We start from the raw sequence: 14,955 nt of genomic DNA, 5'->3' as shown, positions 1-14,955 counted from the left end.
TACGAGGCGTCCAATAAGGGCGTAGCCAAGATCCAGAAGCGTTGGCAGAATGCATCCGATCTCCGCCCAGCCATCGCCCTCCATATGCGTGGCGGTCCGCTACGCACGGGAGTCCTACCTCGTCAGCGCGGATCCCGGACTCCTCTCACGGAAAGTAACGTGATGCCGACCAGACGTCTCCGGAAGATCGCATGCGGGATAAGTGCCCTGGCGTCGGCCGCCACAGCACTAACGCTCACCACGGGAACCGCGCAGGCGGCCGTCTCCCAGCACGACTACCAGTTCGGCCCCACCAGCGCCTACAAGCTGCGCGCCCTCTGGACACCGGTCAGCAAGGGCACCCGCCCGGCCGTACTCGTCGTCCACGGCGGCGGCTGGACGAAAGGCCGCTACAACAGCCCGGACCCCGTCAAGGTCGCCACCTATCTCGCCGCCCACGGGTTCCAGACCTTCACCGTCGACTACCGGCTCTCCCAGAACGCCAAATGGCCCGCCCAGCGCAACGACGTCGCCCTGGCCGAATCCTGGATCCGGGCGCGCGCCTCCTACTTCGACATCAACACCACCCGCATGTTCCTGGTCGGCGACTCCGCCGGCGGCCAGATCTCCACCAATTTGGGCACCTACCAGCGCGCCAACAAGCACTGGCGCGGCGTCGTCGCCTTCAGCCCCGTCGCCGACCCCCGCCTGGCCTACGACGACGGCAACACCCCCACCTCCGGTGCCGCCCAGCAGACCCTCCGCGACCAGACCCTCGCCGTCGCCGGCTGCACAACCCCCTACAGCGGCGCCTGCGCCACCAAGTTCGACGACATGGCCAGCAAGACCGCCGTCAACGCCTACGACGTCCCCATGAAGCTCTACGTCGGCGCCACCGAATACGTCAGCCCCAAACACTCCACCGACCTGTGCGCCGCCCTCAAACTCCGCAAAATCGGCTGCGCCGTTAAAACCGTCACCGGCTCCGGCCACGGCTTCGCCGGCAACTGGGACACCAACCGCTGGGACGTCGTCCTCTGGCTCCGCAGCCGCCTCTAGAACGCGGACCCCGCGCTCAACGAACAGAGCCAGCGGCGTGACGGCGCCTGCGCTCGTATCTCCGGTACTCCTCAGCCAGGCGGTGCAGCGAGCGCGCGGACTCCTCCGTCGACACCGGCCCGCCGCCCTCGACTACGATCTGGCGGCCCAGATAGCCGTCCCATATGCGGATCATGGATCCCAGAGATTCGAGCAGCAGCGCCCGAGTGCGAGTGATCCGCCGGTGCAGCACAAAAAGGCGCAGCGAGTCGTACAGCGCGGCCGCTCGCTGGAAGAACCACAGGACCCGAAACAGCGCGGCCATCTCTTCCACCGACAACTCAACGGCCTGATCCGCCGCGTCGGCGCCCACTGCCTCAAAGGCCATACCGACGGTATGCCGATCCTCAGTGATCGGCGCCGTACCGGATTCGGCGGCCAGTACAAGTACTCTCTCGTACTGGGCGCGTCGGTCGGAAGTGAACCTGAACCCCGCGCCCACCGCGACGCCGACCAGCCCAGTGCAGACGGTCACCCAATTCGCCACTACCGACTCCCGGATACGGGACGGCACGCCTGTCCTACCGTTGAAGGCCATCCTCTCTTGAGGCACTACGCTCCACCAGATCGACGCCGAAACGGCCGGGACCGGACTCCTGCACTGCTCGTCCTCACATCGGAAGGACCCAGAGCCGGCGACCATGTCGGCTCGTTGTCGGCTCGGCGGTTTCGAAACGGCCTGGCACGGAGCGGGATGTGGCGGCACAGGGATGGTGCTGGATGCGGACAGAGCGGCACAGTCTGATAGTGAGAGCACTGTTCTGATACGAGAGCAGCCGACTTTCAATCCGTAGGGTGTCGAGCCGCCGGAGTTCTCTGCCGGCATCCGTATTCATGCAGGTAAAAGGCGGCATCATCCGGCAGGCCGCTTCATCGACACGAACCAAAGGCGACTGACGCTGCAAAGGCCCTCCACCGCTCAAAATGATCTTGCCCGTGGTTGAGCACCTTCCAGGCTGCTGGAAGCAACAGGGGAGCCAATTGGGGAGCCGCCGCTGGTGGACATCCCCGGACCCGCCGCGACTCTCCCAGGATGTTCCCGCAGGTAGAAAGCTCCCCGATCGCTTCCATCGACCTTCATCGACTGGTTCTCCGTGCCTGGGAGTCAAGAGGTCGTCGCAGTGCCTATTCGACGGTTCTCGTCCTGGTGATCGCTAGGCCAATGTCCCTGCTGAGCGCAGCCCGATCGGGGCTGCGCCAGCGGTCTTGTCTTGTCAGTTTCCTGTTGGGATCTGCATGGCGGTGAGGGTGTCGGTGACCAGGTGCAGGTCTGGGCGGGGGGTGGAGTTTTCGGCTGCGATCTGGCGGGCGAGGGCAGGGTCGATCATGGCTTGCATGCGGTTCATCATGGCCTCCATGCGCGCCAGCATCGCCTCTTGTGGGTCCGGTTGCTTGGTCTCGTAGCCCAGCAGCACGTTCATCGTGCTTGCGGCGGCCTCGCTTTCCTCGGCCAGCGCCCACACGTAGTGGGTGGTGGATGTCAGGTCGTTGTGGCCCAGACGGGCTTGGACGTCGGGGAGCGGGACGCCGTGTGCCAGCAGAAGTGAGGCGTGAGAGTGGCGAAGTTGGTAGGGGGTCACTTCGACACCGACGGCCTTGCGGGCTGGGATCCAGATGGTGCTCCATTCGCTGGGCGCCAGGTAGTCGTTGCCGTCCCGGCGGACCCGCTGGCGAGCCATCTTGCCCTTGCGGGCCATCGCCCGCACCCGATACGCCGATCGGTAGTCCCGGTGTGTCTGCACGCACGGTCCGCATCTGCAGCCGTGCTTGCTATACGTACTGATTTTGCAGTGAGCGACTCGTCGGCCGGTGACGGGTGAGATGAAGGTGGTCTTGGCGGCGGCCTCCATCTCTTCTGCGGTGCAGCGCGGGAGGTTGACCCACGCGGTGTCCGGCATGAACAACCGCACTGGGAAGATCAGGTCGCCTGTTTGCATGCCGTGTTCTTGGACGTGGGCGCGGATCTTCTCCACCAGCGGCCTGCCGATTTTGAACCGGCGGTGCTCACCGTTCTTGGTGTAGGGGCGGGTTATGAACCGGCCTCCGGTCGGGTGGAACTGCTGCGCCACCTCCACCGTCGACCGGCACACCTTCAGCATGCCGGTGTCGTAATCCAGGTCTCCCTCTTGGAAGGAGATCGCTTCGCAGAAGCGGACTCCAGTGGAGATGATGTACTCGGCGAACAGCCGCTGCGTCGGCAGCGGCAGCTTGCCGCACAGCTCCCAGAACACCGTCTCGTTGATGACTTTGATGTTCTTGTGCGCCGCCTGCTTCCCGACGTTCAGTCCCCGGACGGGGTTGTCGCTGCGATAGCCCAGCAGGATCGACAGGCCGATCATCGCCGAGAGCACCGACCGGCAAGCCCGCCGCGTGTTCACCGTCCGCTCCGCCTCCGCCAGCCAGGTGAAGTACTGGACGGCGCGGGCGGAGTCGAAGGTCGCCACCCGATCGGACTTCAGGTACGGGCGGACATGATTGATCCAGGTGCCGAAGTAGGTCTGCATCGTGTTCGGCTCGACCCGGTGCTGCCGCTGGAAGACCGGCCAGAACTCCTCGAAGGTCATCGCGCGCCTTTGCGCCATCGTCATCTCCCCCAGCACCCCGCTCTCGCACCTGTCCTGCTCCCGGCGCGCCGCGGCCGATGCCTCGAGTTCGTCGTCGTAGGTGCCGGCCGATCGGGGAGTCCCGGTCGCGTCGTAGTACATCCCCGTGTACCGGGTTGCCCCGGTGCGCTTGCTGACCTTCCTTGCCACGTACGGCTGCGGCATCAACTCCTCCTCTCAACCGGAGAACGAGTTAGCAAACCGGCTAGCGGACTGGGCGATACAGCTCGACATCGACCACTACGGCCATTGACTGGAGAGCGCGCCATATAGCTATCATAGCTTAAAGTTGATGGAGCGGCCGAGTCTGGGAGGGCTCCGGTAATGTCGCTGCACTCGATCTCCTACGCGCCATGATGCGCGAACCGCAGTCGGTCGAGGTGTTCTTCGACGAAGTCGGTCTCGCCCAGGGCGCCGACCCCCGCCTCGACGCCGCCATCCTTCGCTGCAAGGACGCCCTGGCCGACACCGCGACCATCGAACTGCGCGCCCGCCGCGTCGCCGAGCAGATGGCCCTCGTCCTCCAAGGCTCCCTGCTGACCCGGCACAGCCACCCCGCCGTCGCCGACGCCTTCTGCGCGTCCCGCCTCGCCGGCGACTGGGGCACCGCCTTCGGCACCCTCCCACCCGGCCTAGACCTAGCCCCCATCCTCAACCGAGCCACCCCAAAAATCAGCTGAGGCCCGCCCCGAGATCACGTTTTCACCTCCACCAAGCCAGCAAATCGCCCCAACCACCGAGGCCCCGAACAAGATCATCCGCTAACGTACTCGTTAGTAGCCAAAAAAGCCCACCCCAAAAGGGCACCTCGGAGCGGGTTTGCACCCAGCGAATACCAGGGCGAAGCGGGCGATATACCGCTCACCGACCAGCTCCCCGCCATGAGCCGCGGGCCGGTAAGCGCGCCGCGCTCAAGGTAAGCAGTGGTGTGCCAAGTGGGCGGCAAAACCGCGCCAGTCCTGATGGGATTATGGGCGTCCCGTTGCGACTCGGCGGTCTCCGGTCATCAGCACGAGCGAGCCTGACCGGCCAAGTAGGACCGCCAACGGCCGACGGAACAGGTAGCGGCGTGAGAGTGTGATGTCGGTCGTGCTGGACGCCGTCGAACGCTCGGGCGGGCTAGAGCTCTCGCCCGATGTCTTTGCCGAAGAGGCACTACTTTCATGCAGTCGGAGTCCTTCTGCCCGGCGAGTGCGGGGCGACGGTGTCGGTGGAGATCGTGGCCGTCAGGCGCGTTTGGCGCGGTCACCGTCCAGGTAGCGGACGCCGGTCGCGTCCTCGGACAGCTGCCAGAGGCGCTCGGCCAGGGCGAGGTCGTCGGCGGGTGGTACGAGCGTGTCGAAGTGGATGCGGGTGTCCTTGCGGCGGGCGGAGAAGCCGAGGAGGTGCCCCGTCCGCGCCGCCGGGCTCGTGGCGGCGAACGCCAGCGGCAGCGCGCCCTGCTCCATTGGACGGCTGAGCAGCGCCTTGCCGACCGCGAGCAGTGCCTTCTGTGTGAAGCCCCGGGCGCTGTCGTGCATCGGCGTGGAGGCCATGCCCGGGTGGGCCAGGAAGCTGCGCACGGGGCTGCCTGCCCGCCGCAGCCTGCGGTCCAGTTCGGCGCCGAACAGCAGGTTCGCGGTCTTTGACTTCACATAGACGGCACCGGGCGAGAACGAGCGCTCGGCGGCGAGGTCCTCGAAGTCGGTGTGGGGGCGGGTGCGGCGGTAGAGGTTCGAGCCGACGGCGACCACCCGCGGGTCGTGGTCTGGGCGGAACAGTTCCAGCAGCAGGCCGGTGAGTGCGAAGGGGCCCAGGTGGTTGGTGGCGAAGACCCGCTCGTACCCCTGCGGCGTCAGGGCGCGTGCCTGCGCGCCGGTGCCCGCGTTGTTGAGCAGCACGTCGATGCGACGCCCATCGGCGTGCATGCGGTCGGCGAAGCGCCGCACCGAGTCGAGGTCCGCCAGATCGACCTGGCGGACCTCGATGTCGCCCTGCATTTCAGCCCGGACGCGTTCGCCCTTGTCGGTGTCGCGTACGGCCATGATGACGCTCGCTCCGCGGCGGGCGAGCTGACCGGCGACCACGAGGCCGAGCCCGCTGGTAGCGCCGGTGATCAATGTCGTCCGGCCCGTCTGGTCGGGGATGTCGTCGAAGGACCATGTCAGTGCCATGCTCGGGTCCTATACGTAAGGGGATAGATTATCCGTTCGGGGCTAAGGTATCACGGCAGCGGATGGTTTATCCTCTTAGTGTGACGTTGCGTGCTGACTCTGCCCGCGTGCGGGCACGGATGCTGGCCGCCGCTCGGGCACGCATCGCCGCCGGTGACGTGGAACTGCCGCTCAACGCCATCGCCAAGGACGCCGGCGTCGGCGTCGGCACGGTGTACCGGCATTTCGCCAGCCGGCAGGCGCTGCTGGAGTCGCTGGCGGCGGACAGCTACCGGGAGTTGATCGCGGAGGCCGCGGCGGCCGCGGACAACCCGGACATCGCCCGTGGCCTGCGCAACCTGTTGCGCGCCGCGCTGCGCTGCCAGCTTGCCGATCCCGCGCTCGCCGCGGTCCTGGCGGCGCCTGAGTGTCAGTGCGCCGAGACCCTGGCCCTGGGCCGCGAACTGGGCATGCTGTCGATGCGCGTGCTCGACCGCGCCCGCGCGGCCGGGGTCGTCCGCGCGGATGTCGTCGCGGACGACGTGCGCCGGCTGACGTGCGGGCTGCAGCATGCGGTCCGCAGCGGCGACGACGACGGCACCGCAATCGACCGCTACTTGGAGATCGTGCTGCGCGGCCTTCGGCCGTAGCCCACGAAGGGGATGGCGATCGCGGGACCTCCGAGCCGTCGTGCTCACGGGAGCCGGCGGATCGTTCAGCGCCGACCTGCGCCTGGTGCCGGGCACGATCACGGACGGTCGGCGGTCGATGCGAAAGCAAACGCCTAGTCATCGGCAGGAGCAGACGTTCGGGCCGCGTTGTTCCGGGGCCAGTATCGGAGTGCTGGCCCATCCGTCTCCTGAGCCTGGGGTCGCCTCTACGCGTCCTCGTGAGTGACAAGGTACGGGAGTAGCTGGCGCAGCGTCATCGCCGCGTGCCAGGCTGCTACGGGTTGATGGTCGTCGTTCTTGTTCGGGCTTGCGTCGTCGGAGATGCCGCGGATGACCAGCCAGCCCTGGAGACGATCGGAGATCGCCGACTGCTCGTGGCAGGCTTGGCTGAGCCCGCCCGCTTCCATGTCGACGGCGAGGATCTTGTCGTTGAAGCGGGACAGGTAGCTGATGATCTCTGAGTCGTGGTCGGCGATCACCGCATCACCTGAGCCGATGAGGCCGCTGAAGACCCTGGGCGTCCTTTGTGTGCCGCCGGGGTCGGTGATGGTGAAGCAGGCCGGTTCGCCGTGGTGGGTGAAGAAGGCGTTGACCGCGTGGCCCACGGCGGCGGGCGCCTCGCGTTCTTCGCCGCGGTGCTGGGTCTGCTGCGGCAGTTGCTTGCGGAGGTCGTAGTAGACGACGCGGGTGGCCAGGAGCACGTCGCCGAGCCCGGTCTTTGGGCGGATGCCTCCTGCGATGCCGACCAAAACGACCGTGCTGGGGTCGTAGTGGCGGCGTAGGTGGTCGAACGCGATGACGGTGGATCGCTGCCCCTGACTGAGCGCTCGGGTGGCCACCAGCCGTGCGGGCCGGCCGCCTTCCAGTTCGACCTGTCCGATGTCGAAGTTCAGGCTTTTGGCACGTTGGGGATGCAGTCCCAGTGCGAGACGGACGGCTTGGGCTTCGACGGCGAGAATGGTGATGATGCCGACGTCGCACCTGGGCGTGCTCTCGCGGTGGTCGGCTGTGGGCGTCGCTGGCTTTATCTCGACTGCCGCTCCTTGACCCACCGCTGACTGCTTGATCTGTGTGGAACCTCCGAAGGTGGCCACGCCCTCGTTGTGCATGTTCTCCGGTTTCATGAGTTGCCTCCCTGCTGCGGGTACGCGTCGGCCTGCGGCTGCATCTTGATGACGGTGGAACCGGTGCCGACGGCCGAGTTCTTCATCTCCAAGCGCCCGCCCATATTGAGCACACCGCTGTTGTTGATGATGTTGGCGGCCTTGCGTTTGAAGGCCGCGGTATCGACCTCGCGGTCGTCGAGGAAGTCCTCGGTGGCCTTGAGCAGGCGTTGCTCCACGAGTTTGATCTCGTCTTGAATCCGGGTCTCGTCGAATCGTGAGTCTTTCCAGGACAGCGAGGTTTCCTCACGGATGCTGATCCGGCTGCCGACCAGGACGCGGCGGCGCGGCACCAGGGTCCGGTCGCGGCCTGCCGGGACGGCTCGCGCCAGGGTGACGGGCGCTGTGGGCAGGCGCAGGACCTTCGCTGTCTCTTCGGGCAGCCGCCATAGCGCAAGCAGTGCCGCTCGTATGACCGCTCCGATGCCGCTCTCCCCGTACAGGTCGATCACCTGGTAGCGGGGCGGTGTCCGGGTCAGGGCACAGGCGGCGAGATCGAGGCTGAGCGAGCGGCCGCGTACCGCGGCTCGCAGAAAGACGGTGGTCACCAGTTCCCCGTTGGTACTGACCTGCATCTCCAGGAAATGGTGAGCGCTATGGTGCGCGTCATCGATGACGTGTCGCAGCTGTGCGGCACCTGGGCGTCCTTGGAGAAGGTCTTTGTACGTCGGGACGTCCCGCTCATCGAGGAAGACCCGGTCGCGGACATACAGCCGTAGCCGGCGCGGATCGTCGGGGTCACCGGCGCGGCGCATGGCAGCGCGCAGGTGGTCGACGAGCTCGTGGGTGCGGAAGGGAGGCTCCTCGTACTCCCGCATGCGCATGTCCTCATCACCGGGCCGCAGCAGTTGGACGACCATCGGAGGAAGCCAGCGATGCACGAGCTGCCCACTTCCGACGAAGATGGTCGGCTCCCGCTCGAACGGGTCGAAGTCCTCCCACTTGTCGTCCTGGCTCTTGGGCTCAGGCCGGTGATACACCACAACGGTGTGGGACTGCTGCTCAGCGATGGCGGACTCGCGACGACTGAGGCGGCCGCCTCTCAGACGTGCCGCGTGCTCGATCCGGTTGAGCGAGAGCTGCCGCAGCACTGCGGCGGTCGCGACCACCATGGCGATGGCCAGCAGAAGGACGCAGGCCCCTTCGATCGTGCGGGTGGGTGATCTCCCTGCCCAGCTCGCCGACACCACCGAGGCCAGGAAGAAGACCGAACAGAGCACCGAACCGGACCGCAGGACCCACAGCTGCCGCTGAAGCCGCTCCTCGTCCTTGAGCTCGGAGGAGTCCCATATCGTTCGCTTGAGCAGTCGAGCGGCCAGTTGCCGCCTCTTCAACCGCATCGCATCCGGGGCGGCTGCTGCCGTGGCACGCGCGAAGAAATGAACTCCGAGCCAGCACAGGACGGTGACAAGGACGGGCTTGCCCAAGATGAGCCGTCCGAACACCAGGACAAGGCAGACCATGCCTTGCTGTGAGGTGTCCAGCAGCCAGGATCGCCAGGCATGCCGGACGACGGGGACCAGGTCGAACCCGTAGGACGGTGCGACGCGGTGGTAGCGATCGCTGTAGACGCGGTGCAGGACCGTGCGGCGCAAGGCCCGGTCAAGGTAAGTGCCAGCGCACAGGTGCCTGGTCGCCGCGGTGTCCCGGTTGGCGTGGCCATCGGGCGCCTTGCTCAACGACACCGGCGTGACGGTCGGGGAGATCGGGTCGGTGATCATCTCATCCCCCGGGAACTGGATCCCTTTAGGTCGCCCTGACCTTAAAGCGTGGACGCGTTAAGGTCAATGTGACTTTTTACGGAGAGGTGCCATGACCGAACGAGCCAGCACCCGCGACCACGCACGGGTCGCGGTCACCGTCGACCTGCTCATCTTCACCGTGCGCCAAGGCGCACTGCACGTGCTGCTCATCGAACGCGGCCATGCCCCGTTCGAGGGGCAGGTGGCGTTGCCCGGAGGGTATGTCCGCACCGGAGAGCACCTGGACGCGGCCGCGTTGCGCGAACTGCGCGAGGAGACCGGCATCGACGGCAGCCGCCTGCACCTGGAGCAGCTGCGCACCTACGGCGATCCGGACCGCGATCCTCGCGGCCGCGTCATCACCGTGGCCTACCTGGCGCTAGGCCCCGACATGCCGGCCGCCCAGGCCGGCACCGATGCCCGCCACGCCGAATGGACTCCGGTGAAAGCGATACTCGAGGGACGCATCAACCTAGCCTTCGACCACGAAGTGATCCTGCGCGAGGGACTCGAGCGAGCACGGTTCCAACTCGAATACACCACGGTCGCCGCAGCGTTCTGCACCGAGCCATTCACCATCGCCGAGCTCCGGCACATCTACGAGGTCGTCTGGGGCCTGACATTGGATGCCAGCAACTTCCGACGCAAGGTGACCGGCGCACACGGCTTCCTCATCCCCACTGGAAAGCACCGCACGCAAGAGATCGGCCGCCCCGCCGCCCTCTACCGGCGCGGACCGGCACAACTGCTGTCGCCCCCACTGCTGCGCTCAAGCGATGTACACCGCTCCTCGCCCAACCTGCTGGTGCTCCACTGACCCGTCCACCGACAGATCGCCGCACACGATGCCGGCGATCGAGCGATCGGCACGCGCGATCGTGGTCGGTCGGCTCGCCGTCAGTGAGGTGATCAGCACTGCGATCAGCGAGTTCCAGCACCAGATCCAGACGCGTACCGGCAAGACCGATATCGTCCTGAGGGCTGGCCGATTTGACGGGCGATACCTCTACAGCAGTCTGGCGCCGAACTGGATCCCGTCTGGCCATTGGCGTGTTGCGGAGGTCCGACTACTCGTCAGCGGCGTTGCCCGGCTTGCACTTCCACGGTCGGTCGGGGATGCGGCCACAAGAATCTCGGACGGCTCCCGTGCTGGTGACTTGCAGCGCGCGACCGTGATCGTTCACCTTGAGAGATCCACTCTTTCCGGCGGACAGCCAATTGATCTCCGCAGTCCAGGCGCAGGTGCAACTTTTGGCCACTAGGCGGAGTACGAAGGTCTCGGCGTCCTCCAAGCTGACCTGATAAGGAAATCTCGCGGGGCGGCGTTCCTGGATGGGAGGGTCGATCTCCTCCGTGAGGTCGGTGTTGAGGACCGCCTTCTGAGCTGGCGGGGACTTGTCCAGGTCGATCTCCATGTATCTGAAGGTGTCGATGCCTCCGCATTGGCTCGCGTGGACGAATGTCCCGGTAGAGATGGGTAGGCGGGTGACGTGAATGTGCAAGCCGGTCAGTATGACTGCCGCTGAAGTCGTACCCTGCATCTCGATGTAGACCTCGCTGCCGGAGACTGGGATGGCACCCTCTTTCCGCAGCCATGGCGTCCAATCTTCCTCTACGTCGGGGCTTGGCTTTATCTGTCTGCAATCCTTCGGGATGACATAGCCATTGCAGATGTCGGTGACTGGTTTTATCACAGCTTGAATGGGAAGCCGCTCAGGCGGCGTGAACGGTTTCGCCAGATGTTGAATCCAGAGTGTGAGCATTGCCGCAAGGGAGGCGGTCATTGCGGCGGCGACGATCGCCCATATCGCAAGCCACGTCCGCCTGGCGCGAGAGGGCCTCAATGAGTGAGAGATCCGAGGAAGTCGCGGTGCCCTTGAGCGCATACGAAATGTTAGCTGAGAGTGTGGAGACCGCTCAGTCTTTGGCCACATCGCGCCTAGGTCATGAGATCTTGGCCGCTGCTGTCGCCATGGCCCTCACGATCTCGGAGGTTCCTTGTTCGGAGTGGCGGCGTCGGCGTCGATGTCGCCGCTCATGGGGGCGAGGGGCTTGATGGGCGGCGGCCATGGGTTGAATATGTTGCCCGCCGGGCGGGGCTGCCGGTGGCCCACGACTGGTGGATCGGCAGGGCGGTGGCCGGGCTGGGTGGTTTTATGGTGTTGGGGTGCGGCGGATGAGGCGGGCGTGGGCGAGCCAGTCGCGGGCCTTGTCGGCGTGGGCCAGGTCGATGTGACCGCCTCGGAAGCGCACCGCCCCGTGACCGGCTGCTGTGGCCGCCTCCACGGCGGCGACCAGTTGCTCGTGGTAGGCGACCTCTTCGTCGCTGGGCGTGAACACGTCGTTGACGACCGGGACGTGCGACGGGTGGATGACGACCTGTCCGCGGAATCCGAGTTGGAGCCCGTAGTCCGCGAACGCTCTCAGGCCGTCCAGGTCGGCCAGGTCCTCCCAGAGCGCGGTCAGCGGGTGAAGGTCGTGCTGGCGGCAGGCCAGCAGGATGCGGCTGCGCAGATAGAGCGTCTCCGTGCCGCCGGGCGACCACCGGAAGCCGACGGCACGGGCGATGTCCGCGTGCTGTGACGTGGGACCGATCATCGCTCCCACCCGTGGCGACGCGCCGGCGATCTCCATGCAGTTCGTGATGGCCTCGACCGTCTCGACCGGGATGATCATCTCCAGCCCGGAGGCGCCGTTGCGCGTCTCGAACCAGTCGGTGAGCGTCTCCCAGCGCAGCACGTCGACCGCGTCCCGGATCTTCGGGGTGAACAGGCCGGACAGCTCCGGGCAGACCACCTCTTCCAAGTCCGCGCCGGTAAGGCCGGTGCCCAGGGCGTTCGGCCGGACGAACAATCCTGCGAGCGGAGACTCGGCCCGCAGTTCGGCGAGGGTCGCCCGGACGATCGTGCGGCTCTGCGATTTGAGGTCGTCCGGCACGGAGTCTTCCAGGTCGAGCACGATGGCGTCCGCGCCGGAGGCGAGGGCCTTGCGCGCCCAGGCGGGCTTGTGGCCGGGGACGAAGAGGACCGAGCGGTAGGGGTGCATGGCAGCCTCTCAGCGGCGGTCGTGCGTGTCCGGGGTGACGCCCGCGGCGCGGAGCTTGGCCTTCTGCACCCGCTGGGAGGGCGTCTTGGGGAGTGAGTCGACGAAGCGCAGGTAGCGGGGGACGGCGAAGGCGGGGATCCGGCTCTCGCACCACGCCCATACGCTGTCGGGTGTCGTCTCCTCCCGGACGATCAGGTAGGCCATGACCTCGTCCTCACCCGCCTCGGTGTCGGCGGGAACGGCGATGACAGCGCATTCGACCACGGCGGGGTGGCTGAGCAGGGCGGTCTCGACCTCGTAGGAGCTGATGTTCTCGCCGCGCCGGCGCAACGCGTCCTTGTAGCGGTCGACGAAGTAGAACCAGCCGTCCTCGTCTCGGCGCAGCGCGTCGCCGGTGTGGAACCACAGGTTGCGCCAGGCCTCGACGGTCCGCTCCGGCATGTTGAAGTACCCGTTGCTGGAGATGAACGGGACCTTGGGGCGGACGACGAGCTCGCCGATGGCGCCGACCGGGACCTCTTCGTCGGTCTCGGGGTCCACCAGCGCCACGTCGAACCACTCGTCGGCGGCCAGACCCGCGGCGCCGGCCGGACGTTCCGCCCCGTAGGGGGACAGGATCGGCGCGGACGTCTCGGTCAGCCCGAACACCTCGACGAACGCCTCGATGCCGAACCGCTCCTTCATCGGATCCAGGATCGAGGACGCGGTGGGCGCGGCGAAGACGCAGCGCAGGAGGTTGTCGGCGTCGTCCGGGCGCCGCTCCTGCTTCCAGACGAAGTCCATCATGACGCCGATGAAGTTGGTGACCGTCACCCGGCTCTCCCGGATCTGGTCGATCCAGCGGCTGGCGCTGAAACGGCTGCGCAGCACGAACCGGGCGCCCGCCACCAGGGCCGGGTAGGCGGCCATGAACTGGGCGTTTCCGTGGAACAGCGGCGTAACTGCCATCCATGCGTCGTCAGCCGTCAGCCGGGTCAGGCACACGCATTCCTGGGCGAAGAAGTACATCTGAGCGTGCGGCATCGCGACGCCCTTGGACGGCCCGGTCGTGCCGGAGGTGAAGAACACCGAGGCGAGGTCCTGCGGCCTGACGTGCGGCAGTTCCGCCTCGCCACCTGCGAGGAGCTCATCCCACGGCGCCGCATCCCAGCCCGCGGCGCGCAGCGCCCGGATGGCCTCCGCCTGCCGTCCGGTGTCGATCACCCAGAACTTGCGGATGCCTGCGGCGGCCTCGGCGACGGTGACGAACCGTTCGGCGTACACGTCGTCGATGACGGCCATCGTCGCTTCGACCGTGCGGACCTGATGGGCGAGGAAGTCGCGCTCGTAGGCGGTGTTGATCGGGACCTCGGCCAGACCGGCGACGGCCGTGCCGAGCCAGGTCCGGATGAACCGCGACGAGTTCGCCGCGACGATCACGACCCGGTCGCCCGGCCGCGCACCCGCGGCGAGCAGGGCGGTGCCGACCGCCTCGGCCTCCGCCAGCACTCGCGCGTAGGACCAGGTCTCGTTCTCCTCGGGCGCGTCCAGCCAGACGGCGTCCGGTCGGCGTGCGGCGTGGTGCCGCAGGACGGCCGGCAGCGCCCAGTCCCCGCGGTCCTCGAACACCGAACGCAGGTCGCGGTAGTACTGGAAGGTCACTGCTCGGCCCCTTCGTGTGGCGCGGGGGCGCTGCGGCCGCCGCGGAATTCGGGTGCGCGCTTCTCCAGGAACGCCCGCGCGCCCTCGCGCATGTCCTCGCTCCCGATCGCCTGCAGGAGCATGCCCAGGCCGGAGTTCATGTTGTCGGCGGACTGGTGCCACCACTGGTTGGAGCTGATCTTGGCGATCTCCAGGTAGCGGGGGCTCAGCCGGTGGATGCCGCCGAGCCAGCGGGCGACGGCCTCCTCCAGCGCGCCGTCCTCGACGACCTCGTTCACCAGGCCGAAGGCGAGCGCCTGGTCGGCGGTGTAGCGGCGGCACAGCATGGCCATCTCCTTGGCCCGCTTCTCCCCGATCTGGACGGCGAGCAGGTTCGTCGCGCCGAGCACCCCGGCCGAACCCACTCTCGGCCCGGTCTGGCCGAACGTCGAGCGCCGCGTCGCGATGGCGAAGTCGCAGGCGACCACCAGCTCGTTGCCGCCGCCCGCGGCGGCGCCGTCGACCGCCGCGATGACCGGACGCGGGCAGGAGCGGATCGCGTTCACGAGGCGGAGCGAGGCGGTGAACAGGGCTCGCAGCTCCGCCGGATCGGGGTCGTCAAGACGATCGAGCGCCCCTCCCGCGCAGAAGGAGCCACCGGATCCGGTCAGCACGACGGCGTCCGCCTCGGCGGCGTCCTCCACGGCGGCGGTCATCGCCCGGGCCATGTCGAGGTCGTAGGCGTTGCGCCGGTCCGGCCGGTCGATCCGGATCCAGACGACCGGACCGCGGTTCTCCACGTCCACGGCTGCCACAGGCACCTCCTCGTCCCACCGGCGGGCGCCGAGCCCGCCGATGGCCAGAATCTATGCGGTTCATAATCATAAATCAACTCCCGGGGG

13 protein-coding genes are annotated in these 14,955 nt (G+C 67.1%); 4 read left to right on the top strand and 9 right to left on the bottom strand.

What is annotated here, in order from left to right:
- The first annotated feature begins 162 nt into the window (after positions 1 to 162).
- Positions 163 to 1,038: an alpha/beta hydrolase gene (locus E1300_RS02470; RefSeq protein WP_165502642.1), complete on the top strand. Its 876-nt coding sequence runs from the start codon at positions 163 to 165 to the stop codon at positions 1,036 to 1,038.
- 16 nt (positions 1,039 to 1,054) lie between these two features.
- On the opposite strand, the gene E1300_RS02465 is transcribed toward E1300_RS02470, so the two are convergent.
- Together E1300_RS02465 and E1300_RS02460 are read right to left on the bottom strand one after the other, a co-directional pair.
- Positions 1,055 to 1,720, bottom strand: coding sequence for a hypothetical protein (locus tag E1300_RS02465; RefSeq protein WP_131755191.1), 666 nt, complete (start codon positions 1,718 to 1,720; stop codon positions 1,055 to 1,057).
- A gap of 571 nt (positions 1,721 to 2,291) precedes the next feature.
- A complete protein-coding gene (locus tag E1300_RS02460; protein ID WP_131755190.1) occupies positions 2,292 to 3,845 on the bottom strand; it encodes a tyrosine-type recombinase/integrase in 1,554 nt (517 codons plus the stop codon).
- Positions 3,846 to 4,033: 188 nt separating this feature from the next.
- Between E1300_RS02460 and E1300_RS02455 the strand changes: the two genes are divergently transcribed.
- On the top strand, positions 4,034 to 4,360 hold the full coding sequence (locus tag E1300_RS02455; RefSeq protein WP_242618901.1) for a hypothetical protein: 327 nt from the start codon (positions 4,034 to 4,036) through the stop codon (positions 4,358 to 4,360).
- 546 nt (positions 4,361 to 4,906) lie between these two features.
- On the opposite strand, the gene E1300_RS02450 is transcribed toward E1300_RS02455, so the two are convergent.
- The gene (locus E1300_RS02450) at positions 4,907 to 5,833 is read right to left on the bottom strand and encodes an SDR family NAD(P)-dependent oxidoreductase (protein ID WP_131755189.1); all 927 of its coding nucleotides are present in this window, start codon (positions 5,831 to 5,833) and stop codon (positions 4,907 to 4,909) included.
- An 80-nt stretch (positions 5,834 to 5,913) separates the two neighbouring features.
- On the opposite strand from E1300_RS02450, the gene E1300_RS02445 reads away from it, so the two are divergent.
- Positions 5,914 to 6,462: a TetR/AcrR family transcriptional regulator gene (locus tag E1300_RS02445; protein WP_207399434.1), complete on the top strand. Its 549-nt coding sequence runs from the start codon at positions 5,914 to 5,916 to the stop codon at positions 6,460 to 6,462.
- Positions 6,463 to 6,689: 227 nt separating this feature from the next.
- On the opposite strand, the gene E1300_RS02440 is transcribed toward E1300_RS02445, so the two are convergent.
- Together E1300_RS02440 and E1300_RS02435 are read right to left on the bottom strand one after the other, a co-directional pair.
- Positions 6,690 to 7,607, bottom strand: coding sequence for a 5'-methylthioadenosine/S-adenosylhomocysteine nucleosidase family protein (locus tag E1300_RS02440; RefSeq protein ID WP_242618900.1), 918 nt, complete (start codon positions 7,605 to 7,607; stop codon positions 6,690 to 6,692).
- Complete coding sequence (locus E1300_RS02435; RefSeq protein WP_131755188.1) at positions 7,604 to 9,367, bottom strand: AbeC-like domain-containing protein; 1,764 nt, start codon at positions 9,365 to 9,367, stop codon at positions 7,604 to 7,606. The genes E1300_RS02440 and E1300_RS02435 overlap by 4 nt, the downstream gene beginning before the upstream one ends.
- Positions 9,368 to 9,458: 91 nt before the next feature.
- On the opposite strand from E1300_RS02435, the gene E1300_RS02430 reads away from it, so the two are divergent.
- Positions 9,459 to 10,205, top strand: coding sequence for an NUDIX domain-containing protein (locus E1300_RS02430; RefSeq protein ID WP_131755187.1), 747 nt, complete (start codon positions 9,459 to 9,461; stop codon positions 10,203 to 10,205).
- 250 nt (positions 10,206 to 10,455) lie between these two features.
- Here the strand turns inward: E1300_RS02430 and E1300_RS02425 are convergent, their stop codons facing one another.
- The 4 genes from E1300_RS02425 to E1300_RS02410 all read right to left on the bottom strand — a co-directional run bounded on the left by E1300_RS02425 (position 10,456) and on the right by E1300_RS02410 (position 14,868).
- Entirely contained in the window at positions 10,456 to 11,172 is a 717-nt protein-coding gene (locus tag E1300_RS02425) for a hypothetical protein (protein WP_131755186.1), read from the bottom strand.
- A 370-nt stretch (positions 11,173 to 11,542) separates the two neighbouring features.
- A complete protein-coding gene (locus tag E1300_RS02420; protein WP_131755185.1) occupies positions 11,543 to 12,433 on the bottom strand; it encodes an HpcH/HpaI aldolase/citrate lyase family protein in 891 nt (296 codons plus the stop codon).
- 9 nt (positions 12,434 to 12,442) lie between these two features.
- A complete protein-coding gene (locus E1300_RS02415) occupies positions 12,443 to 14,074 on the bottom strand; it encodes an AMP-binding protein (RefSeq protein ID WP_131755184.1) in 1,632 nt (543 codons plus the stop codon).
- Positions 14,071 to 14,868: an enoyl-CoA hydratase/isomerase family protein gene (locus E1300_RS02410; protein WP_242618899.1), complete on the bottom strand. Its 798-nt coding sequence runs from the start codon at positions 14,866 to 14,868 to the stop codon at positions 14,071 to 14,073. Before E1300_RS02410 ends, E1300_RS02415 begins: the two co-directional genes overlap by 4 nt.
- Positions 14,869 to 14,955 lie beyond the last annotated feature (87 nt).

It is taken from the genome of Actinomadura fibrosa, assembly GCF_900659615.1.
GTDB lineage: Bacteria > Actinomycetota > Actinomycetes > Streptosporangiales > Streptosporangiaceae > Spirillospora > Spirillospora fibrosa.
The sequence above is the reverse complement of the archived record's forward strand: the minus strand, read 5'-3'. Positions and strand labels throughout refer to the sequence as shown.

What these genes read in the sequence shown, in the direction of transcription:
- E1300_RS02460 (WP_131755190.1), bottom strand. Translation starts at nt 3,845, where the DNA reads ATGCCGCAGCCGTACGTGGCAAGGAAGGTCAGCAAGCGCACCGGGGCA.
- E1300_RS02465 (WP_131755191.1), bottom strand. Translation starts at nt 1,720, where the DNA reads ATGGTCGCCGGCTCTGGGTCCTTCCGATGTGAGGACGAGCAGTGCAGG.
- E1300_RS02440 (WP_242618900.1), bottom strand. Translation starts at nt 7,607, where the DNA reads ATGAAACCGGAGAACATGCACAACGAGGGCGTGGCCACCTTCGGAGGT.
- E1300_RS02470 (WP_165502642.1), top strand. Translation starts at nt 163, where the DNA reads ATGCCGACCAGACGTCTCCGGAAGATCGCATGCGGGATAAGTGCCCTG.
- E1300_RS02435 (WP_131755188.1), bottom strand. Translation starts at nt 9,367, where the DNA reads ATGATCACCGACCCGATCTCCCCGACCGTCACGCCGGTGTCGTTGAGC.
- E1300_RS02450 (WP_131755189.1), bottom strand. Translation starts at nt 5,833, where the DNA reads ATGGCACTGACATGGTCCTTCGACGACATCCCCGACCAGACGGGCCGG.
- E1300_RS02430 (WP_131755187.1), top strand. Translation starts at nt 9,459, where the DNA reads ATGACCGAACGAGCCAGCACCCGCGACCACGCACGGGTCGCGGTCACC.
- E1300_RS02425 (WP_131755186.1), bottom strand. Translation starts at nt 11,172, where the DNA reads ATGACCGCCTCCCTTGCGGCAATGCTCACACTCTGGATTCAACATCTG.
- E1300_RS02420 (WP_131755185.1), bottom strand. Translation starts at nt 12,433, where the DNA reads ATGCACCCCTACCGCTCGGTCCTCTTCGTCCCCGGCCACAAGCCCGCC.
- E1300_RS02455 (WP_242618901.1), top strand. Translation starts at nt 4,034, where the DNA reads ATGATGCGCGAACCGCAGTCGGTCGAGGTGTTCTTCGACGAAGTCGGT.